General features: G+C 45.6%; 26 protein-coding genes. 11 read left to right on the top strand and 15 right to left on the bottom strand.

From position 1 onward, the window contains the following. A complete protein-coding gene (locus BUB28_RS11205) occupies positions 1 to 1,113 on the bottom strand; it encodes a hypothetical protein (RefSeq protein WP_072951461.1) in 1,113 nt (370 codons plus the stop codon). A 58-nt stretch (positions 1,114 to 1,171) separates the two neighbouring features. Between BUB28_RS11205 and BUB28_RS17085 the strand changes: the two genes are divergently transcribed. The 5 genes from BUB28_RS17085 to BUB28_RS17080 all read left to right on the top strand — a co-directional run bounded on the left by BUB28_RS17085 (position 1,172) and on the right by BUB28_RS17080 (position 4,029). Beyond that, the gene (locus BUB28_RS17085; protein ID WP_072951459.1) at positions 1,172 to 1,489 is read left to right on the top strand and encodes a YabP/YqfC family sporulation protein; all 318 of its coding nucleotides are present in this window, start codon (positions 1,172 to 1,174) and stop codon (positions 1,487 to 1,489) included. Continuing rightward, the gene (locus BUB28_RS11195; protein ID WP_072951457.1) at positions 1,431 to 2,597 is read left to right on the top strand and encodes a sporulation protein YqfD; all 1,167 of its coding nucleotides are present in this window, start codon (positions 1,431 to 1,433) and stop codon (positions 2,595 to 2,597) included. Before BUB28_RS17085 ends, BUB28_RS11195 begins: the two co-directional genes overlap by 59 nt. A gap of 100 nt (positions 2,598 to 2,697) precedes the next feature. Further along, the gene (locus BUB28_RS11190; RefSeq protein ID WP_072951455.1) at positions 2,698 to 2,967 is read left to right on the top strand and encodes a hypothetical protein; all 270 of its coding nucleotides are present in this window, start codon (positions 2,698 to 2,700) and stop codon (positions 2,965 to 2,967) included. 159 nt (positions 2,968 to 3,126) lie between these two features. Further along, a complete protein-coding gene (locus tag BUB28_RS11185) occupies positions 3,127 to 3,828 on the top strand; it encodes a PspA/IM30 family protein (protein WP_072951454.1) in 702 nt (233 codons plus the stop codon). Between the two features lie 27 nt (positions 3,829 to 3,855). Beyond that, on the top strand, positions 3,856 to 4,029 hold the full coding sequence (locus BUB28_RS17080; protein ID WP_175547846.1) for a hypothetical protein: 174 nt from the start codon (positions 3,856 to 3,858) through the stop codon (positions 4,027 to 4,029). 208 nt (positions 4,030 to 4,237) lie between these two features. Here BUB28_RS17080 and BUB28_RS11180 read toward each other — a convergent pair whose 3' ends face one another. Then, positions 4,238 to 6,682: a glycoside hydrolase family 9 protein gene (locus tag BUB28_RS11180; RefSeq protein ID WP_072951452.1), complete on the bottom strand. Its 2,445-nt coding sequence runs from the start codon at positions 6,680 to 6,682 to the stop codon at positions 4,238 to 4,240. Between the two features lie 732 nt (positions 6,683 to 7,414). Between BUB28_RS11180 and BUB28_RS11175 the strand changes: the two genes are divergently transcribed. From BUB28_RS11175 to BUB28_RS11150, 6 genes are all read left to right on the top strand, one after another. Beyond that, positions 7,415 to 8,329 carry a zinc-ribbon domain-containing transport protein gene (locus BUB28_RS11175; protein ID WP_072951450.1) on the top strand — a complete coding sequence of 305 codons (915 nt, stop codon included), beginning with the start codon at positions 7,415 to 7,417 and terminating at the stop codon, positions 8,327 to 8,329. A 26-nt stretch (positions 8,330 to 8,355) separates the two neighbouring features. After that, positions 8,356 to 8,958 (top strand): TIM44-like domain-containing protein, encoded by a 603-nt coding sequence (locus BUB28_RS11170; protein WP_072951448.1) that lies wholly within the window; start codon positions 8,356 to 8,358, stop codon positions 8,956 to 8,958. Beyond that, the gene (locus BUB28_RS11165; RefSeq protein ID WP_072951447.1) at positions 8,955 to 9,638 is read left to right on the top strand and encodes a sporulation initiation factor Spo0A C-terminal domain-containing protein; all 684 of its coding nucleotides are present in this window, start codon (positions 8,955 to 8,957) and stop codon (positions 9,636 to 9,638) included. Before BUB28_RS11170 ends, BUB28_RS11165 begins: the two co-directional genes overlap by 4 nt. A gap of 143 nt (positions 9,639 to 9,781) precedes the next feature. After that, a complete protein-coding gene (locus BUB28_RS11160; protein WP_072951445.1) occupies positions 9,782 to 10,489 on the top strand; it encodes a response regulator transcription factor in 708 nt (235 codons plus the stop codon). Between the two features lie 67 nt (positions 10,490 to 10,556). Next, complete coding sequence (locus BUB28_RS11155; RefSeq protein WP_072951444.1) at positions 10,557 to 12,023, top strand: sensor histidine kinase; 1,467 nt, start codon at positions 10,557 to 10,559, stop codon at positions 12,021 to 12,023. 3 nt (positions 12,024 to 12,026) lie between these two features. Beyond that, on the top strand, positions 12,027 to 13,595 hold the full coding sequence (locus BUB28_RS11150) for a S1C family serine protease (RefSeq protein WP_072951442.1): 1,569 nt from the start codon (positions 12,027 to 12,029) through the stop codon (positions 13,593 to 13,595). Here BUB28_RS11150 and BUB28_RS11145 read toward each other — a convergent pair. The 13 genes from BUB28_RS11145 to secY all read right to left on the bottom strand — a co-directional run bounded on the left by BUB28_RS11145 (position 13,589) and on the right by secY (position 21,011). Then, the gene (locus BUB28_RS11145; protein WP_072951440.1) at positions 13,589 to 13,990 is read right to left on the bottom strand and encodes a TIGR04086 family membrane protein; all 402 of its coding nucleotides are present in this window, start codon (positions 13,988 to 13,990) and stop codon (positions 13,589 to 13,591) included. The genes BUB28_RS11150 and BUB28_RS11145 overlap by 7 nt on opposite strands. A 52-nt stretch (positions 13,991 to 14,042) precedes the next feature. Next, complete coding sequence (yajC, locus tag BUB28_RS11140) at positions 14,043 to 14,558, bottom strand: preprotein translocase subunit YajC (RefSeq protein WP_072951438.1); 516 nt, start codon at positions 14,556 to 14,558, stop codon at positions 14,043 to 14,045. A 169-nt stretch (positions 14,559 to 14,727) separates the two neighbouring features. Next, positions 14,728 to 15,069, bottom strand: a complete 342-nt coding sequence (gene rplQ, locus BUB28_RS11135; protein WP_028517942.1) for a 50S ribosomal protein L17 — start codon at positions 15,067 to 15,069, stop codon at positions 14,728 to 14,730. A gap of 48 nt (positions 15,070 to 15,117) precedes the next feature. Further along, the gene (locus BUB28_RS11130) at positions 15,118 to 16,083 is read right to left on the bottom strand and encodes a DNA-directed RNA polymerase subunit alpha (protein WP_028517941.1); all 966 of its coding nucleotides are present in this window, start codon (positions 16,081 to 16,083) and stop codon (positions 15,118 to 15,120) included. 69 nt (positions 16,084 to 16,152) lie between these two features. Next, the gene (gene rpsD, locus BUB28_RS11125) at positions 16,153 to 16,752 is read right to left on the bottom strand and encodes a 30S ribosomal protein S4 (protein WP_072951437.1); all 600 of its coding nucleotides are present in this window, start codon (positions 16,750 to 16,752) and stop codon (positions 16,153 to 16,155) included. 21 nt (positions 16,753 to 16,773) lie between these two features. Further along, positions 16,774 to 17,178, bottom strand: coding sequence for a 30S ribosomal protein S11 (rpsK, locus tag BUB28_RS11120; RefSeq protein WP_009984961.1), 405 nt, complete (start codon positions 17,176 to 17,178; stop codon positions 16,774 to 16,776). Between the two features lie 14 nt (positions 17,179 to 17,192). Further along, positions 17,193 to 17,561, bottom strand: coding sequence for a 30S ribosomal protein S13 (gene rpsM, locus BUB28_RS11115; protein ID WP_028517939.1), 369 nt, complete (start codon positions 17,559 to 17,561; stop codon positions 17,193 to 17,195). Positions 17,562 to 17,595: 34 nt separating this feature from the next. Then, complete coding sequence (rpmJ, locus tag BUB28_RS11110) at positions 17,596 to 17,709, bottom strand: 50S ribosomal protein L36 (RefSeq protein ID WP_009984964.1); 114 nt, start codon at positions 17,707 to 17,709, stop codon at positions 17,596 to 17,598. Positions 17,710 to 17,759: 50 nt separating this feature from the next. Further along, entirely contained in the window at positions 17,760 to 17,978 is a 219-nt protein-coding gene (infA, locus tag BUB28_RS11105; RefSeq protein ID WP_009984966.1) for a translation initiation factor IF-1, read from the bottom strand. A 14-nt stretch (positions 17,979 to 17,992) separates the two neighbouring features. After that, entirely contained in the window at positions 17,993 to 18,235 is a 243-nt protein-coding gene (locus BUB28_RS11100) for a KOW domain-containing RNA-binding protein (protein ID WP_081373491.1), read from the bottom strand. Positions 18,236 to 18,249: 14 nt separating this feature from the next. Next, on the bottom strand, positions 18,250 to 19,002 hold the full coding sequence (gene map, locus BUB28_RS11095; RefSeq protein ID WP_072951433.1) for a type I methionyl aminopeptidase: 753 nt from the start codon (positions 19,000 to 19,002) through the stop codon (positions 18,250 to 18,252). Then, entirely contained in the window at positions 19,002 to 19,640 is a 639-nt protein-coding gene (locus BUB28_RS11090; RefSeq protein ID WP_028517936.1) for an adenylate kinase, read from the bottom strand. The genes map and BUB28_RS11090 overlap by 1 nt, the downstream gene beginning before the upstream one ends. Positions 19,641 to 19,655: 15 nt before the next feature. Then, positions 19,656 to 21,011, bottom strand: coding sequence for a preprotein translocase subunit SecY (gene secY, locus BUB28_RS11085; protein WP_072951432.1), 1,356 nt, complete (start codon positions 21,009 to 21,011; stop codon positions 19,656 to 19,658). Between the last annotated feature and the right edge of the window lies 1 nt (position 21,012).

The raw sequence follows: 21,012 nt of genomic DNA, 5'->3' as shown, positions 1-21,012 counted from the left end.
TTATGTGCTTTCAGCTATCTTTTTATTGCTTTTTCCGCCCATTTCCCACATAAGCATCACCGTCATAAGCACCAGCATTACAGATGATACGGGCGAACCGCCGCTTCTGTTCACATTAACTGCCGCTGCCTCAACAGTCTCGTATTCAATAAAGTACGGAAGCAGCAGCCTGCATATCCAAAAGCTCATCAAAGCTGCTATAATACGCATAATGATAAACTGTCTCAGCGACAGCCTTCCTGCTGTTATAGCAGAAAGCTGAAAAATCACGCATACGCCCCCAAAAGAGACCAATGCACTTATGTAAGGCAGCAGCAGCCAGTCGCCGCAGGGAAAAGCTGAGATACTTGTAACATCAAGGAGAGCGGCGACTATTGCCTCACCGCTTTTGCGGTCGAGGCAGGTGAGCTTCGCAAGAAGCTCACCAACTGCTGCTGCCGTCCCCATGCGTACAAACATAATATTCAATACCGAGAAAGCTGTTATCATAATACATATATCCGCCATAGCTCTGCCGCTGCGGAGCACCGACTCCGTAAGCATTTCCGAAGATATGCGGAATTTTCTGACATTACAGCTCTCGCCCGCACCTTTTCTCAAAAAAAAGGACATAAACAGTGCAAGGATAAGATTTGCTGAGATATTGGATATGAGTATCACAGTCCCTGCCTTGTCGGAGCTGTAAAGCTGACGCGATATACAGCCGAATGTAAAGGCAGGACCTGCTCCGAAGCACAGCCCTGCCAGTATCTCCGCACGCCCTTTCGTGAGCCTGCCTGCACTGTATTCCCCGCACAGCATCTTTATCCCGACAGGATAGCCTGCGAACATACCGAAAGTGAATACGGGAAAGATACTTCCCTCGATACCGAATAAAAGCCTGCTGATACGCCCGAACCACGCAGGCACAAGTGTAAGTGCTCCGCTCCTGACAATAATTGCAGAGACTATCATCATTGCGAAAAGTGACGGTATGACCACATTTATACAGCGCGAAACACTCTCCCCCACTGCTACCGCGGCGGAAGCAGTATCAACTGTACAGAATAAAACCGCCGTCCCAAGCAAGCCAAGCTTCGCAAGCTCAAAAGCTTTTTCAGCAAATTTCCTCATAATCATCACCCCATTAATCATATTATTGGAAATGAAAAAATATACAGGAGTGACGCTTATGTTTGACTGGCTTGCGGAGCTTACCCGTGATACTCTGTATCTCAACTCGGGTATACACATTTCCGACAACAAGGAGCTGATAATAGACAACTGCCGCAGGATAGAGGAATACAACGAGGTCTATATGCGGCTGGTCTCAGGCAGATTATATATAAGTATACACGGAAACGGTCTCAGAGCCTTCGACTTCCGCACAGGAGGACTTGTTATCCGCGGATATATCGAAAAAATAGAATTCGCAGAAAGGAGCAAGCACAATGAGTCTGAAAATAAGAGGCTTAGTGAGGATAAACGCACAGGGAAAGAAGCTCTATAAATTCATAAATCTTATGCACGAAAGCCGCATCGAATGCAGGGAGCAGTACTGCCGCGGCGAGGTGTTCCGCGGTGATGTTTTCCGCAAGGATATGAAGAAAATACGCTCACTTGCAGAAAAATGTGCTGTAGAACTGAAAACCGCAGAATACGACAGCATTTCCGCAAGGCTTCACCGTTTCCGCAATCGGGCAGGTCTTATTATAGGACTCGTACTTGCAGCCGCAGCAGTGCTTTACTTCTCCCGAACCGTAGTTACCATCGAAATAGAAGGAAATACCTCCATAAGTGACGAGGTGATACGCGCCGCCCTTGCAGAGCTTGACGTAAAAGCAGGCACTCCCCTTTACCGCCTTGACCTGCGTGACTGCCAGAACCGCCTCAAAACTATGGTTGACGGCATTGCATGGGCAGGTATGAGACATACAGGCAGCCGTATCGTAGTGCAGATACGTGAAGCTGTTCCCAAGCCCGATATGGCTCTTGAACGCGTCCCCTGCAATATCGTGGCAAGCCGTGACGCAGTCATATCCTCTGTGCTTGTACAGTGCGGCGAGCTAAAACACATAGTCGGTGACTACGTCCCAAAAGGCACTCTGCTTATCAGCGGAGTCTCCGACGGAGACAACGGCAAGTCCTTTATTTATCACGCTATGGGCGATATCCGCGGCACATACGAGGAAAATATAAGCTTTTCCGCCCCCTTTGTCTCAAAAGAGCTTCTCCCCACAGGTAAAAGGAAAAAGCTTCGCAGACTGCGGCTTTTCAGCCTTGGTATACCTCTTTCCTTCGGTCATAACGACTATGAGCACAGCAGCTCCAAAAAATCCCGTAAAAGCCTTGAGCTCTTCGGAAAAAAGCTCCCTTTAGGTATAGACAGAACCGATATCACAGAGCTGTCGCCGACTGAATACAGCTTCACCGAGGAAGAGCTGTCACAGCGACTCATGGAAAGAGTTTACCTCTACGAAAACAACTTTCTCGATAAAGATACCCGTATACTCTCGCGGGAAATCACTCCCGTAAAAACAGATGATACCCTTACCCTGAATGTAAAATACCAGCTGGAAGGCAGTATATCCGTGTCCAAAGACATATACATAAAATAAAAGTCATCAATTTTTACAAAAATATGTTGACAACTCGATATTTTTAATGTAAAATAGTAAGCAGGGGATCATTTTTTCGCCTTGAAAGGAGAGACTTTCCATGATTTCGATCAAAAGTGATGACTTTAGCGATAACTATGAGCTTTTTGTGAAGCTGTGTTCTATCACATCTGAACCCATGAAGCTCATAAACGATAAATGTCAGGATATGATAGTCATGACTGCCGAAGCCTTTGAACGAAGGAAAAAAATGCTGGATCTCCGTGAAAAACTCCTCGGCATCGACACGGACGAGTGTCTCAGTTCACCAAATACCGACTTTGAAAAACTCGGGCAATATATTAATGAACTGGAAAAAAACGGGGAATAATTTTGTAATAATGCGTTCACACACAGGTCTGATAAATGAAAATCAGATGAAATCGCACAGTTTTTTCTTGACAACCACAAAATTATAACATATAATTATCTTGTGGCACAAGGGGTGTGCCTAAAACACATTGTTACATGAAACAGGAGGATTATAAAAATGGGTGTATTCAGAAGATTAAGCGACCTTCTCAAGGCTAACGTAAACGATCTTATCGACAGAGCAGAAGATCCTGAGAAGATGGTCAAGCAGATCATCATTGATATGCAGACAGAGCTTACAAAGGCTACTCAGAACTACGGCAAGGCAAAGGCAAGCGAGCGCCTTGCTGAGAAGAAGTACCTTGATGCTCAGAAGATATCGGCTGACTGGGAGTTAAAGGCTAAGGCTGCACTCTCAAAGGGCGATCAGGACCTTGCTAAGCAGGCTCTCGCAAGAAAGGTAAAGGCTGACGAGGACGTTGCTAACTATAAGGAAATGTATGAGTCTATCTCTGCACAGACAGACGCTATCGGCGATCAGGTAGAGGTACTCAAGGCAAAGCTTGAAGAGGCAAAGAGCCGTCAGGCTATGCTTATCGCACGTTCACAGATGGCTGATACTCAGAAGAGCCTTGCAAAGGCAGCAGGTACCTTTGATCCTAACTCCTCATTTGAGAAGTTCCAGAGAATGGAGGACAAGGTAATGCGCAAGGAAGCTGAGGCTGCTGCATTCACAGAGATCGCAGGCGACGCACTCGGCGGCGGTTCAGGCGACGAGCTTAGAGACACCTTCAAAAATCTGGAATCAGATGCTAAGGTAGATGCTGAGCTCCAGAGACTCATGGCTGAGATGAACGGCGGTACAGCTTCAAATAATTGATAAAATAACAGCAAAGGATATCATAATATGAGCCGCAAAAAAGAAAATGTATATTCCGCAAAAAAGATGTTCAAGGATTCACTGCCTACACTGTGTGCAATATTCCTTGCAATTTGTTCCGTAGCATATATCCTCTTCCGCAGCTGGAGCAACAAGCTCTACTATGAGAAGTGGAAGGAATACGAGGATTGCGGTATCTGAAAAAATTCAAATCTCCGAAGCAAATGCTTCGGAGATTTTTAATGCATAATGCTTAATTCATAATGCATAATTGTGGTGTCCGCTTGCGCGGACGGATCAAAATGTTCCGACAAGAGGCTCTCCTTTGTCCGCACCTTTAAATCTGTCTCTTTGGATAAACTAAAAAGCTCCCCGAATTATCGGGGAGCTTTCAAATTTGCTATTCAATTCATGGTGCAGGCCATACGGGAAGTGATGGATAATAATTAAGAAGATACTTCTGTATTGCAACCGCATCGTTTGTTGTTACGCCTGCACCTGCCTTATCAGCATCTGCATTAGCGTATCCCTGCTCTGTGATATGGTTCTTATCTGTACCATTAAGTCCGTACTTGTTAGGATTTGCCAGTGACTGCATGATAAGAACTATATCAGACATATCAACTTCACTGTCACAATTAGCATCACCGTATTTTGTTACCTCCGTCGTATTTGTGCCGCCTTGATTATCTGTAGTTGTTGTTATCTCAACAGGCTTTGTAGTAGTTGATGTTGTGCTTGTAGTAGTTTTAGATGTAGTAGTTGTGGTGGTAGTTGTCTCCTTTGGCTTTGTAGTAGTTGATGTAGTTACCTTTGGAGTATCGCTGCCTGTACCGCCGAGACCGTCAGCCTTTGTGCCGTCAGGCTCTTCACCGTAGTAAAGCTTGCCGTTTACATAAACAGGAACATAAGGAGTCATAACTCCGATAGTTGAGCCGTCAGCACCCTTTGCAGTCTTGCCCAGACCCTTGTTTGAGAAGTCATTTGAAGCGTCCCAGCCGCTGCCGTAATCAGGCATTACAAGTGCAAGGAGTATCTCGCACTGCTGCTGTCCCTCTGAGATAGGAAGAACAACTCTTCCGTCAGGGAGTTTAACTTCGATATAGTAGATATCGCCGCTGTACTGGATAGGCTTTGATATTTCAGCTGACTTATAGCCCTTGCCTGCGTACATTTCAGACTGGTCACGGTCGCAGCGGATAACCAGATCCTCAGGATTCTTGCCCTGAGCCTTTACCTCGCTGAGGTCCATGAAGTATCTGAATGAGATATTGTCCTGTACTCTTGCAGGCCATGCAGAGTGGTTTGTTACCTTGAAGCTTATAGTCTGTCCGCTTGCATCTCCGCCCTTTGAGAGAACTTCAACGTAGAACTCAGGGCTGTCGTGTACTTCCTTTGCAGGGAAGCTCGGATCCTTAGAACCGCCGTACTTGTCTATCATTTTACAGAGCATAGCAGTAAATCCTGCGTTATAGTCTGTAGCGACCTCATTGTTGATGAAGTCCTGACGGTCATCGTTATAAGAACCGTCCTCATTAGGACCGCCTACGAGAGCACCGTAAAGGATATGACGAGCGTGTGAAGGTATCTTCAGGTCGTTCTTCCATGAACCGTGTGATGTACGGTGATGCGGGTTCTGAGGATACTTGTCGCCGAAGCCTACAACAAAGCTCTGCTTCAGCGGGTTATCACCGAGAGCGTAGTTTACCTGAGTCTCGGCAAAGTCATTATACTTATCAGCCTCAGACTTGAGAACTGTATCAGCTGCAACAGTTGCAAGGAAAGCAGAAGCATTTGCATATCTCAGGCTGCCCCAGTTGCTGAGCCAGCGGAGTCCGCCGCTTATCTTCTTTGCTTCTTCACCGTTTACCCAACGGTCGCAGTGCTTCTTAACGTGTGCGATAGCAGTTGAATCGTTTGTGTTTATAGCATAGAGCAGCATACCGCCCTGTGTATTATCGTCCCAGCAGTGTGCCCAGCCGTATGCAGTACCGCCCTCACCGAGCATCTGTGGGAGCTTTGAGATATAGCCCTTAGCTTCATCGAGGTATGACTGGTCGCCTGTTGCGATATAGAGCCAGTTTGCAGCGTAGAAAAGCTGGTCGTAGCAATGCTCCGAGCGGTAGAAGCCCTGTGCATCGCTGTCGTTGTAAACTGCATCGCTTGGAGATTCCTTTGCGATATTGTAGATATTCTCAGCGTGCTTGATATAATCAGCCTTCTTTGAAGCGTCTATATCACCGTCAAGTGCTGCTGCACCTGCTGCGAGAGCTGCTGCCATTTCGCCGAATACAGCTGTACAGCCCTTTGATGATTTCAGAGCAGCACGGCAGTCCTCAAGCTTATGTGAGTTATCTGCCATACCATATTCAAGAAGCTCAACAGGACCCCACCATGTATGGTCGTCCTTACCGATACCTACCTGATATATTACCTCTTTGCCCTTGTCACATTCAGCAAGATAATCAAGGACAAATTCAAGGTTATTAACGTATGTTTGTTTAAGACCTGCCTTTTCAACTCCGTCGGGATACTGATAAAGTCCCCATGCAAGCATAGAAGCCGAATAAGCCATAGGCAGATTGAATTTTACGTGGTCACCTGCATCGTACCAGCCGCCCAGTACAGGGTCCTCCATAGTAGAATCGGCTCTCCACTCAACTCTGTTCCATTCGGGGAGCGGACCTGCCTGCTGGACCTCATAGAAGTACAGCGATTTGTCAAGTGCGTCAACGTAATTGTACTTTCCGTCAGCAGCAGTTGCAGTATTGATAACAGCCGAAGGTACTGACGACAATACGGACGTGCCAAGAACTATAGCAGAAAGAAATCCGCTTGTGATTTTTTTAAGCATAGTAAAACTCTCCTCTCATTTTTTATTGCCGCGTATAAATACGCAGCTTCCTCACGAGTATACATAGCTATACAACTTAGATTATGCCATATAATCGCAGAATTGTCAAGGGCATAAGCCACTAAAAATGGCTGTATAACGACAAAAACAACGATAATTTATCACAATGACCAATTTCACTGTCCCTATTTTGTGAAAGCTGCTGATTATCAGTATCTATGTCGCTGCTCTATATTTACTTGCAGGCACACACTGTGCGCACTACCACTCATCACTTACCGACGGGCGGCGGAACGCCGCCCATACAATGTGTCATTTATACTTGCATCGTTGCTCGCAGGCGGATAATATCCGCCCCTACATAGATAATGCATTATTTGCACGTTTTTAGAATTTGCGGGACGTCGAGGGCTCCCAACAGGAGCCGCGACCCTCTGTCCTTCGGACATCTCCCTGTACTACAGGAAGTCACCGTACCCTACAATTGTGTCATTTAGCGAAGCCATATCCTAAGGGCTAAAGGCTAAGGGCTTGCGGGTACACACTGTGCGCCCCTACACAAATTCAAATCCGTCTGCGCAGCAGACACAATAATTCGGAATTCCGAATTCCGAATTGATAACGCCGTTCCCTACAATTCACTAATACTACTAAAATTTCGCCTCGTCTGTTGATTTATTGAAAATCATATGGTATAATATTGTTATTATATAATATGGTGAGGGTATAACAATGAAAAAGTTTTTCAAGTTTGTTCCCGTAATTGCAATTCTTCTGTGTCTTATCATCATTCCGCTGAGGTCTCGTGCGGATTTCGGTGATTTTGCAGGCGACTCCGATTACGACAGCGGCGGCTGGGACAGTGACAGCTGGGACAGCGATTACGACAGTAACGATTGGGACAGCGACAGCAGCTGGGACGACGATGACGATTATTCAGGCTCAGGAAGCGGCAGCGGTACAGCTTTTGGTTTGGCTGCGGCTTCAATCGTACTTTTTACAGCCTTTAGAATTGACAGAATAAGCAAGAAACAACATCACCATACATACAATCTGAAGCCAAAGAGCGATCTCCGCAGCATTTACGAATATCTCAATGTTGATCCTGATTTCTCAACATTTGATTTCCGCGAAAAGGTATCAAATCTCTATGTACGTTTCCAGAATGAATGGCAGAATAAGAATATAGAATCTCTCAGACCTTACATGACAAGCGCAATGTTCGCTCAGATGGACAGACAGCTCGACAAGTACCGTCAGAACAACCAGACCAACCACATCGACCGCATTTCTGTACTTGATACGGATATCCTCGGCTGGAAGCAGGAGGGTAACCTTGATGTGATCGTTATCAGTATCGAAACACGTATCGTTGATTATGTAACCGATGATAACACAGGTGCTATCGTCCGCGGCAGCAATACCGATGAGAAGTTTATGACCTACGAATGGACTCTCGTCCGCACTACAGGCGTAAAGACATCAAAGTCTACAGGTACGACCTCACAGACTTGTCCGTACTGCGGTGCTCATATCGACATCAACCAGAACACAGTCTGCGAATACTGCGGCTCTGTTCTTACTACAGATACATTCGACTGGGCTGTAAGCAATATCAAGGGCATCTCACAGCACACCAAGAAGTAAAGCTTTTATATTCATCGGGGGACAATATGAAAAGGCTGAAAATATTTATTCTTCTGCTGCTTTCATCATTCTGTCTGCTTACGATGCCGATAAATGCGAAGGCTCTGGATTTCGGCAATTTTGCAGGCGATGAGGATTTCAGCTATGACAGCGACTGGCAGAAAAAGGATATCTCCGAGCTTCGTCCGTATATGACAGATGCTTTCTATGCTCAGATGCAGCGTCAGCTTGACCAGCTCAAAAAGGCCGGTCAGACCAATATCATACGCCGCCCCGCAATTCTCGGAAATACACTTTTGGGCTGGAGACAGGACAGCGGCAACGATATCATCATAGCACGCCTGCAAACAAGGCTTGTTAATTACATCAGGGACGACGCTACAGGCGCTATAATCAGCGGCAGTGAAGTCAAGGAAAAGTTTATGACCTATGAGTGGACTCTCACACGTACTACAGGAGTTATGACTGCTTCATCAACCGGAGTAACCGCTCAGACCTGTCCCCACTGCGGCGCTCAGGTCAATATCAATCAGACTGCCGAATGTCCGTACTGCGGCTGTATAATCACAACAGATACCTTCGATTGGGCTATAAGCAATATCACCGCCCTTTCTCAGCAGACGAAATGAACGGACATTTGCTGATATGCGATAATTCGCCCGGTCTCGGAAGGCTGCTCTCACGCAGATTTATGAATATGGGTATCATGGCGGAGTGCTGCAAAAGCTCTCTGTCAAGCATAAAAAGCAGGATATCCGAAGGAAAAATATGCGGTATCATATTATTTGCCTTCCGACCTGACGAAAAGCTGCTGGATCTAATAAGACAACTGTCCGAAAGCGGTATATCCGTATTCGCAGGACTTTACACCTCGTCCGCTTCTGTACACGACTGCTTTCGCAGAGCCGGTGCTGAAAAATGCTTCATTATGCCTTATCCCGTAAGCAGCCTGTGCTTCGCGGTAATGCTTTATGCAGACAAAGGCAAAAGCCTGCTTTCACGGCTGGAGCTGCTTATAGAGGAGCTGGGCTTTCCGCGGAGGCTAAGCGGATTTTACTACCTTGCAAAGGCTGCCGAAATAGCGCTGGATTCTCCTGAAAGGCTATGGGGCGGCATGAACGGCATATATGAGGAGATAGCGCAGACCTACTCGACCAAGGCTTCTCTTGTGGAAAGAGCTATGCGCAACCTCGCCGACCACGCATTCAAAAGCGGTGCTTCGGCACGGCTGACAGAACACAGGCTTACGGAAAAGCCCACCAATACCGAGCTTATATGCGCTCTGTGCGACCTTTTCAGCCGTCTGTGACCGATATACTGCTCTTTTATAAAGCTGTATATCAAAATCAACTCACAAATTCAAAAATCAGCAATTTTTGATTGACATTTTCACCGATCTGAGTTATAATTATCTTAATAAAATGTTTAATACGGAAGGAAGGTATTAACAAAATGGCTAACGAAAAAAATCCTAAAGTTCTTATAGTTGACGATGACAAGAACATCTGCGATCTTCTCAGACTTTATCTCGAAAAAGACGGATACAGCGTCCTTCTTTGTCACGACGGCGACGATGCTGTTGTAAAATTCAAGGCTCTCAGCCCTGATATGGTGCTTCTTGATATAATGCTCCCCGGTAAGGACGGATGGCAGGTATGCCGCGAGATCAGAAAGATCTCCAACGTTCCGATCATTATGATAACCGCTAAGGGCGAGACTATCGACAAGGTCATCGGTCTTGAGCTTGGTGCTGACGATTATATCGTAAAGCCATTCGACGCTAAGGAAGTTATTGCCCGTATCAACGCCGTTACACGCCGCGTAGGAACAGGTATGGCTGAGCCCGAGCAGAAGGAAGTGCATTACGATAAGCTCTCTGTAAATATGGACAGCTATGAGCTGAAAGTAAACGGAAAGAATATAGACACTCCTCCTAAGGAGCTTGAACTTCTTTATTACCTTGCTTCCAATCCGAACAGAGTTTATACCCGTGACCAGCTTCTTGACGAAGTATGGGGCTTTGAATACTACGGCGACTCCCGTACCATAGACGTTCATATCAAGCGTCTGCGTGAAAAGCTTGAAGGCGTTTCAGATAAGTGGACCCTCAAGACTGTATGGGGCGTAGGCTATAAATTCGAGGCTGACGAAGAAGAATAAGTTCTCATTAATTTCAGAACAACAAGGGGACTGTCTGTCCCCTTATTTTGTATAGGGGTGATCCTGCTTGAAAACCAAAAAAAGCTCTTATGACAAGCTTTTTATATTCCTGATTTTTATAGTCCTGTCAGTAAATATCGTTATCGGCGTTATTATTATAACTATAAGCTCATGGATCTATAAGTCATCAAAGCTTGACGAGCTTCAGTCTATCGGCGATCTCTTTATAAGCTGTATGCAGGATAATTATGCCGAGACACGCGATACGCGTTCAGATCTTATCAAAACCCTTCATAAGAAGTTTTCAAGCAAATACCACCTGATGATATACATCTACGACGAAAACGGCAACTGCGTACTGTCTGATGCCGATTATAAGGAAACGCCAAAAAAGGTACTCAAAAAAAGCGACAGGATATCCGAAGCCGAAATGAACAGCCTCGACGCAAATGATTTCCTTGATCTTGAAACAAAGAATATCGCCGCAAATGAACCTTATATGCTGTACGGAAGCTGCTTTCTCCTGAAAGGAAACGGCGATCTTGTGCCTATGCATATGTACGCAAAGATATACAGCAAGTCCGACGGCGTTAATTCCTTTGCTATGAAAATAGCTTTATTCTATACCCTCATATGTGCCCTCAGTGTATCCATACAGCTCCTTCTCATAAAGAGAAGGCTCAATAAGCTTGACGAGTATGAAAGAATATTCTGTAGAATATCCGAGCAGTACGCAAGACGCGACTTCTCAGAGACTATCCCTACAAATGTCCCGTTTACCTCGTCTGAGATAGCTGACTACGTCAATGCTGTAGCAGCCGATGTTGCAAAGAGCGAAGAAACAAGTAAGACATTTATCGCCAATGTATCCCATGAGCTGAGAACTCCTATCACAACTATAGGCGGATTTGTTGACGGTATCCTTGACGGTACTATCTCAAAGGGCAGACAGAACGAATACCTTGTGCTTGTTTCAAAGGAGATAAAGCGTCTGCGAATACTCATCTCCTCAATGCTCAATATGTCAAGATTTGAAACAGGCTCTCTCAGACCGAATTTCCGTGACGTAAACCTGACAGAGATCGTTATTCAGACAGTTCTCATGTTCGAGAAAAAGATCGAGGACAAAAATCTTGAAGTAGAGGGTCTCGGAAGCGAAAGAATGACCTGTGAGGTCGATGCAGACCTTCTCCAGCAGGTAATATACAATCTTGTGGAAAATGCGGTAAAATTCATAAACAACGGCGGTACACTTTCATTCCGCTTTGAGCGTTCCGTAAACGGTATGTGTACCATAGGTATAAAGAATACGGGCGAGGGTCTGAAAAATGACGAGATAACGCAGGTATTCGACCGCTTCTACAAGACAGACTCTTCACGAGGCAAGGATACTACAGGTCTTGGTCTCGGACTTGCAATTTCACGTAAGATAGTTCATCTCCACCACGGTCATATAGTTGTAAAGAGCGTGTACGGAGAATATACCGAGTTTCTTATTCAGCTGCCTGAAAAGCAGCCAAAAGCGAAAGGATAAACAATGGACGAAAGAGATAATTTCTACCGCGATCCCTCCGAAAATGACAGGCAGCAATATACCCCTCAGCATGAAAAGCCTGCCGATGAAAGCGGAGCAAACGGTATCCGGAATACAGAGCAGCATGGTGTATTCACCAGCAGCACTCCCCCGCCCCAGTATCAGAACCGTTTTAATCAGCCAAACGGCTATTCTCAGCCGCAGAACAACTACAATAACGGCTATCAGGGCGGCTATGGTCAGCAGCAGAACGGCTATTACGGTCAGCAGCAATACGGACAGCCGCAGAGACCTGTGTACGATAAGTTCATGTATGAACCTATCGGCTTCGAGGAACTGGAACACGGTCAGAACAACGGCAGCCCTGACGGTACAGAAACTTTCCAGAAAAGACCTAAGGGACAGTCTGCTGTGCTCATAATGTTCGTAATACTCATTATAATCGCAGCCCTGCTGGCTGTATTCGGCATAGTCTATGATATCATCAACAGCGAGAAGGTCGTTGATAAAATAGGCTCTCCAAAGCCTATAGTCCTGTATAAGGAGTCAAAGCCAAAGGGTGCTCTCGATGAGGAAAAATACAAGGACGAAAACGGCAGATATACTCCCGAAGGCGCAGCTGCCCTCGTAAAGCCTTCTATCGTGAAGATATATACCTATAAGGATTACGGCAACTTTACTTCAAAACACCCTATGGGTACAGGCTCGGGCATAGTTCTCAACGAGGACGGCTATATTGCTACAAATGCCCATGTTCTCGAAGCAGACGGCTATCACGTTGTTGAAACGGTGGACGGTGATACCTACGCCGCAAAGGTAATCGGCAGAGACTCAAAGACGGATATCGCTGTTGTAAAGGTAGAGGCTGACGGGCTGAAACCTGCTACTCTTGGCAACTCAGATGAAGCTGTTGTAGGTGAGCAGGTCATTGCTATCGGTAACCCTGCAAACCTTGCAAGCACTGTTACCGACGGTATCGTTTCAGCTGTAAACCGTAAAATAAGCAGCGATACAGGCGGCTTTGAAATGGACTGCATACAGACAAACGCCGATATAAGCCCCGGCAACTCGGGCGGCGCTCTTGTTAATATGTACGGTCAGGTCATCGGCATTACTTCTTCAAAGTATGTAAGTGCCGAATTTGAAGGTCTCGGCTTTGCTATCACTATCAATGAAGCTTCCCCTGTTATTGAGGAGCTTATCAAAAACGGCTATGTGGGCGGACGCTTCAAAATAGGCATACAGCTCTATGATATGAGCTCTGAGGGCAATATCAAGAAAATTCAGGAAGAGCTCGGCTTTGATCTTCCCAAGGACTTCAAGGGCGTTTATATCCTGAAGATCGAAAAGGACTATGATATTGCAAATACAGCCCTCAAACCGGGCGATTTCATCACTGCTATTAACGGCACAAATGTGACCACCTATCACGAGCTTTACGACGCTATAAAGAGCCAGTACAAGGTCGGCGACAAAGTCCCTGCTACCTGTGCTCACCTCGATAAAGACGGCGAAATAACCTATTATGACATCGAATTCAAGCTGGTAGAGGATACCTCGGGAAATTATTGATCCCACAGCTTTTCGGGGCGCTTTGAATTTACACCTGCAACTCCTCCTGCTGCACCGAAAACGGTCAGCAGAAGGAGTTTTTTTATGCCTGTATGTTGACCGAGTATCATTATCCCTGCTGCTGATATTATAACGTACAGGAAAACTCCGCAGAGAGTACCGCAGATAAGTCCCTTTCTGCGCCTGTATTTGCCGCAGATATACGCGGCTGTATATGCCCCCGCGGCAAGACTCGCCCCTGCAAAGGCTTTTGTCAAACCTGTATCCTTCATCAAAAAGTACATTGCCGACGCAGAAAAAAATGCTGCTGCCCCCATACACACAGCTCCAGCCATAACAGATATAAGCATACTGAATATCCAGCTTGACCACAAGCTTTTCCTTTGTCTGCGCATAAAAAACCTCCGCTGTAGAATTATTAATAATTCTATGCGGAGGTATTATCTTTTATTCTTCGTCGTTCTTCTTTTTCTTTGACTTTTTATCGTCGTCGTCAACTACCGCAGCAGCCTCAACTGTTGATGATGTCTTTCCTGCTGCCTTAGCTTCCTTTAAACGCTCAGCAGCGGAAACATTCTCTGTGATAGCCCAGTTCTTTATTCTGAGCTTGTGCTTTGCACCGCCTGTCTCAATAACAACTGTATCCTCGCCTACGCTTACAACGATACCAACGATACCGCCGCCTGTAACTACCTCATCGCCTACCTGAAGGCTCTGCTGCATTTCCTTGAGCTCTCTGTCGCGCTTTTTCTGAGGTCTGATAGCCACAAAATAAAGCAGAACGAACATTACAAGGAGCATGAGAGGCATTGTGAGGAGGCTTCCTGCACTTGGCTGCTGTGCGTTAGCAGCATTTGTTGTTTTCTCTGCTTCCTCAGCGAAAGCAGTCATAGCTGTATATCCAGCCATTGCAGCTGTTGAAACAGCAGCTGTAACAGAAGCTATTAACTTGTTGATCTTCATATACTTATTCTCCAATCGTTTTGATTTGTATTTCATACGCTCTATATTATATCATATCCACGATTTTTTTGCAAGTACTTTAAGGCGATTTTTCGTATTTTTTTATCATATGTATACAGAAAAGCCGCTCCCTTTACGGGAACGGCTCTTGTATCTTTGATATCTGCGATCAAACGAGCTTGATGATAGCCATTTCAGCAGCGTCACCACGGCGAGGACCGATCTTTACGATCTGTGTGTAACCACCGTTCTTATCAGCATACTTTGGAGCGATCTCGTCGAAAACCTTCTTCGCAACGGACTCCTTAGTGATGTATGAATATACCTGACGCTTGGAGTGCAGATCATCATTTTTACCGATAGTGATCATTTTTTCTGCAACTGCACGTACTTCCTTAGCTCTTGTTACGGTAGTTTCGATCTGACCGTTCTCAAGCAGGAAAGTTACCATGCCTCTGAGCATAGCCTTTCTATGATCAGATGTTCTGCCCAGCTTTCTTGTACCCGGCATTGTATTCACTCCTTTTTATAGTTGTGCGCTTTACGCACATTTTAAGATTTATTCCTCTTCTGATGAGAGATCAAAGCCCAGTGACTGGAGCTTTTCCTTAACCTCATCGAAGGACTTCTTTCCAAGGTTTCTAACCTTCATCATTTCTTCCTCTGACTTATTGATCAAGTCATCCACGGTATTGATTCCTGCACGCTTCAGACAATTGAATGAACGTACAGATAAGTCAAGATCCTCAATGGTCATCTCAAGGATTTTTTCCTTACCCTTCTCGTCCTTTTCAACAAGGACCTCAGCAAGTCCAGCCTCTTCTGAGAGGTCGATGAACAGCTTCAGATGCTCGTTGAGGAGATTGGCTGCCTGTGATAATGCTTCCTTAGCTGAGATAGTACCGTCGGTCCATACCTCCATTGTAAGCTTATCATAGTCTGTGACCTGACCGAGTCGTGTATCCTCTACGGTATAATTGACTTTAAGAACAGGAGTATAGATGCTGTCTACAGCGATAACATCAACTGGGAGGTTGATCTGCTTTTTGTTTCTTTCTGCTGAAACATAGCCTCTGCCTCTGTCGATAGTGATCTCCATATAGAGCTTAGCGTCCTTGCCAAGTGTTGCGATATGCATACCGGGATCCAGGATATTTACCTCTGAATCTGTCTTTATATCACCGGCAGTGATCTCACATTCGCCCTCTGCCTCTATATATACTGTCTTTGGGCCTTCTCCGTAAAGTTTTGCCGTCAGTCCTTTAATACTGAGGATTATTTCCGTAACGTCTTCTTTTACGCCCGGAATAGTTGACAACTCATGGTGAACTGTACCATCCTTGCCGGAAAGCTTTACAGATGTTACAGCCACACCAGGAAGTGAGGAGAGCAGCACACGCCTGAGGCTGTTTCCAAGTGTAATACCGTATCCACGCTCCAGCGGTGCTAAAACGAATTTGCCGTATTTGCCGTCACTTTTAAGCTCGACAATATCAATATCAGGCTTATTAATTTTTTCCAGCATAAAAACCCTCCTATTTCGCAATTAATGTTAATTTCGTAAACTGATTCTTCAAGCAGATCCTCTGTCGGATTACTTGGAGTACAGCTCGACGATGAGGTGAGTAGCTACCTCGTAGTCAATATCCTCAGCTGAGGGAAGACGATTAACTGTAGCAGAGAAATCGTCCTTATTAGCTGTGAGCCATACAGGAACGAGTCTGTCCTTAGTTTCCTCTACTGTAGCCTTGAACTTTTCAGAAGTTCTGTCTTTCTCCTTGAGAGCGATCACATCGCCAACCTTAACTCTATAGGAAGGAATGTTTACTTTCTTGCCGTTTACTGTATAGTGGCTGTGTACAACGAGCTGTCTTGCTTCTCTTCTTGTGAGAGCGAGGCCCATTCTGTATACAACACTGTCAAGTCTGGATTCGAGAACAGTGATAAGGTTATCACCGGCTTTACCCTCCATCTTTTCAGCGATTGAGAAGTAATGTCTGAAAGGCTTCTCAAGTACGCCGTAGATAAACTTCAGCTTCTGCTTTTCCTTGAGCTGGAGTCCGTATTCAGAGATCTTCTTTCTGTTGTTTGCGTTCTTGAAACGGATTGACTCCTTCTTGGAAACGCCCATTACAGCAGGGCTGATGCCCAGATATCTGCACTTTTTAAGAATTGGTTCTTTCTGTACTGCCATTTTAATACACCTCCAATTTGATCAGACACGACGTCTCTTAGGCGGACGGCAGCCATTGTGCGGGATAGGTGTTACGTCCTTGATCATTCTTACCTCAAGGCCTACTGTCTGAAGTGCTCTGATAGCTGCTTCACGACCTGCACCGGGTCCCTTTACGTATACTTCTACATTCTTGAGTCCGTGCTCCATAGCAGCCTTTGCAGCTGTTTCAGCAGCTGTCTGTGCTGCGAAAGGAGTTGACTTCTTTGAGCCTCTGAAACCGAGCTCGCCTGCGCTTGCCCATGAAATTGCGTTTCCGGCTGTATCTGTAATAGTTACGATCGTATTATTGAAAGTGGACTGAATATGAACTGCGCCGCTTTCGATATTCTTACGTTCTCTACGTCTTCTGATAGTAGTAACTTTTTTACCTTTCTGCTGTGCCAAAGCTCATAACCTCCTTACTTCTTCTTGTTTGCGATAGTCTTTACAGGACCCTTACGAGTTCTTGCGTTTGTCTTTGTTCTCTGTCCTCTTACAGGGAGACCCTTACGATGACGAACGCCTCTGTAGCAGCCTATTTCAACAAGTCTCTTGATGTTAAGAGCAACTTCACGGCGGAGGTCACCCTCAACTGTGTAATGCTCGTCTATATAGTCACGAAGCTTAGCTACGTCCTCCTCAGCAAGATCCTTAACTCTTACGTCAGGATCAACGCCTGTTGCTGCGAGGATATTTGTTGCAGTCTGACGACCGATTCCGTAGATATAAGTGAGACCGATTTCGATTCTCTTATTCTTTGGAAGGTCAACACCGGCTATTCTTGCCATATTATAATTGCACCTCCATTAATGCGTAGGGCTATCAACCCTGACGCTGCTTATGCTTTGGGTTTTCGCAGATCACCATGATTCTGCCTTTACGTTTGATAACCTTGCACTTTTCGCAAATAGGTTTTACTGAAGGTCTGACTTTCATTGAAAATACCTCCTTTAGCGGATAACGGATATACTTGATATCCTGTATTCTTACTTAACGCGCCAGGTAATACGACCCTTTGAAAGATCATAGGGTGACATTTCAAGCTTTACCTTGTCGCCTGGAACTATTCTGATATAATTCATTCTGAGCTTACCCGAAACGTGAGATAATACCTCATGTCCGTTCTCAAGCTGAACCTTGAACATTGCATTTGGCAGAGCGTCAGTTACAACGCCCTCAACCTCGATTACATCTTCTTTTGACACTTGCATAACCTCCTTTACTCAGCTTCGCTGAACTGTTTCAGCGCATTCCTGAGTTTTTTATCAGTTATATCGTTTAGATCGATCATACTGTCTGTAATGCGGATATGTTTTATATTCTTACGCTTGGGCTTGTCGAGCTTTCTGCTCTTGCCGTCTGCGATAAAGCAATATTTTTCATCAAAGTCTGTGACTGCGAAATATCCTCCGCCGTCCCGACCTGCCTCCGCTCTTACAACAGAGCCTTTAAGCAGCTTCACTGTTATTCCCTCCGTCAGGGCTGTGTCAGAATGACGGGACCGTCAGGAGTTATTGCGATCATATGCTCAAAATGAGCTGAAAGTGAACCACTTTTTGTAACGACTGTCCAGTTGTCTTTCATAACTTTGACATCGTCGCCCTTGACATTTATCATGGGCTCTATGCAGATAGTCATTCCCGCTACCAGTCTGGGTCCGTGACCTGCCTTACCCCAATTCGGTACTTCGGGTGATTCGTGAACTTCTCTGCCGATTCCGTGGCCGCAGTAATTTCTTACGATTCCGTAGCCTCGTGAAGCACAATACTCTTCTACAGCATGAGAAATATCTCCGACCCTTGCGCCAACCTGAGCCTTAGCGATACCTTCATACAGGCTCGCCTCTGTAACCTCAAGCAATGCCTTAGCTTCATCAGAAATTTTACCCACAGGGAAGGTCCAGCAGCTGTCTCCATTGAAGCCCTTGTACGCTGCTCCCGTGTCGATGCTTACTATATCGCCTTCTTTTAATCTGTGGCTTGCTTTAGGGATACCGTGGATTATCTCCTCATTTACTGAGATACAAGCATTCCCTGGAAATCCGTAAAGACCTTTAAAGCAGGATTTGCTGTCGTGACGGGCAAAATACTCGCCAACCAGCTTATCAACATCGAGTGTTGACATTCCCGGCTTTAATCTTTCGCCCGCATACCATATTGCGCCGCAGGTAATCTTACCTGCTTCACGCATTATGGCGAGTTCGGACTTTGATTTTATTGTTATGCTCATTACTTCTCTACCCCTACTGCTGCCAGTGTGAGCTTTGAAGTTTCAGCGACCTCTTCCTGACCGATAACAGTAACAAGCTTGCCCTGCTTCTCGTAATAGTCCTTGAGAGGAGCTGTTTTTTCGTGATAAGTTGCGAGTCTGTCGAGAACGACTTCCGGCTGATCGTCCTTACGAACGATAGTCTTGTCACCGCACTTATCGCAAACACCCTCGACCTTAGTAGGCTTGTATTCAACGTGGTAAGAAGCTCCGCAGCCCTGGCAGACTCTTCTGCCCGAAACTCTCTGCTTGATCGTTTCGTCGGGAACGTGGATCTCGATTACCTTGTCGATCTGGATGTTCATTTTATCAAGAGCTTCTGCCTGAGGTACCGTTCTTGGGAAACCGTCGAGGATAAAACCGTTCTTGCAGTCGTCCTCAGCTATTCTCTCCTTCAGGATACCGATAACGATATCATCTGATACGAGAGCACCGGCATCCATTGCAGCCTTAGCTTTGAGACCATACTCAGTGCCGTTCTTAGCAGCTTCACGAAGTATATTACCTGTAGATATCTGTGGGATATTCAGTGCATCTGAAACTACCTCAGCCTGAGTACCCTTGCCTGCGCCCGGAGCGCCTAAAAAGATAAGGTTCATATTGTCGGTCCTCCTTTACTGTAAGAAGCCCTTATGATGACGCATCATAAGATGTGATTCAAGTGTTCTTGTTGTTTCAAGCGCAACGCTTACTGCGATAAGGATCGTCGTACCGCCCATTGAAAGTGTCTTGAGCGATTCGTCTGCCATCGAGATGAAGATCGGGATAACAGCGATAATGCCGAGGAAGATCGCACCAACGAGAGAAATCTTATTGAGTACTCTCTGGATATAGTCAGATGTTGGCTTACCTGGTCTGATACCTGGGATACCGCCGTTTGACTGACGAAGATTGTTAGCGATCTCAACAGGATTGTACTGGATCGAAACGTAGAAATAGTTGAACGCTATGATGAGCAGGAAGTAGATTATTGCGTAGCTCCAGCTTCTTGTGCTGAAGAAATCACAGAACTTGCTGTAGAAGCTGCCGTCGTGTTTATTCGGCTTAATGATCTGGATTGCTGATGGAAGAGACATAAATGACATAGCGAAGATGATAGGCATAACGCCGCTCATGATAACCTTTATCGGGATATGTGTCTTCTGTCCGCCGTACTGCTTTCTGCCAACTACGCGCTTTGCGTACTGGATCGGGATACGTCTTTCTGCCTCGTTCATGTAAACGATGAAAGCGATCTCGGCAAGTATAAAGAGATAATATGCAATAGTTACCCAGAGGTATTTACCATTCTGATTATTTGTTATACTTGTCTTTGTAAGGTTTATAAGAAGAGCAGCATCGGTAGGGAATCTTGCAGCGATACCTGCAAAGAGGAGAATGGAAATACCATTTCCGATACCCTTGTCGCTTACTCTGTTACCCATCCAAACAACGATGAGTGCGCCTGCAACGAAGCAGGTGATGATTACGAACGCAGCAAATACGCCTTGTCCGCCGCTCATATATTTAAGAGCGTTGCCGATAACATTTCCTTTTTTGTCTTCAACATTTGTCATACGTTTTAATGTAAGATAATATGCGTAAGACATGAATACCGCAAGTACCATAGCAACGAATGCGGTGATCTTGTCGATCTTCTTTCTTCCCTCTTCACCCTCGTCGCGCATTCGCTCAAGAGGTGGCAGTGCATAAGTAAGCAGCTGCATGATGATGGAAGCATTGATGAATGGTGTTATCGAAAGCGAGAAAACTGTGGCCTGTGACATAGCACCGCCGGTGATCGTATTCATGTAATCGAGAAAGCCGCCGTCCTTAGCGTTTGTCTCCATCCATGCCTTTACGACATCAGGATTGAGGAACGGAACGGTTACAGCGCTTCCGAATCTGAACAGTATGATCATGAGTAATGTGTATAAGATCTTTTTACGTATCTCGGGAACTCCCCACGCCTTTCTCAGGGTCTGAAACACA

This window comes from Ruminococcus flavefaciens, from assembly GCF_900143025.1.
In the GTDB taxonomy this organism is placed as follows: Bacteria; Bacillota; Clostridia; order Oscillospirales; family Ruminococcaceae; genus Ruminococcus; species Ruminococcus flavefaciens_I.
The sequence above is the reverse complement of the archived record's forward strand: the minus strand, read 5'-3'. Positions and strand labels throughout refer to the sequence as shown.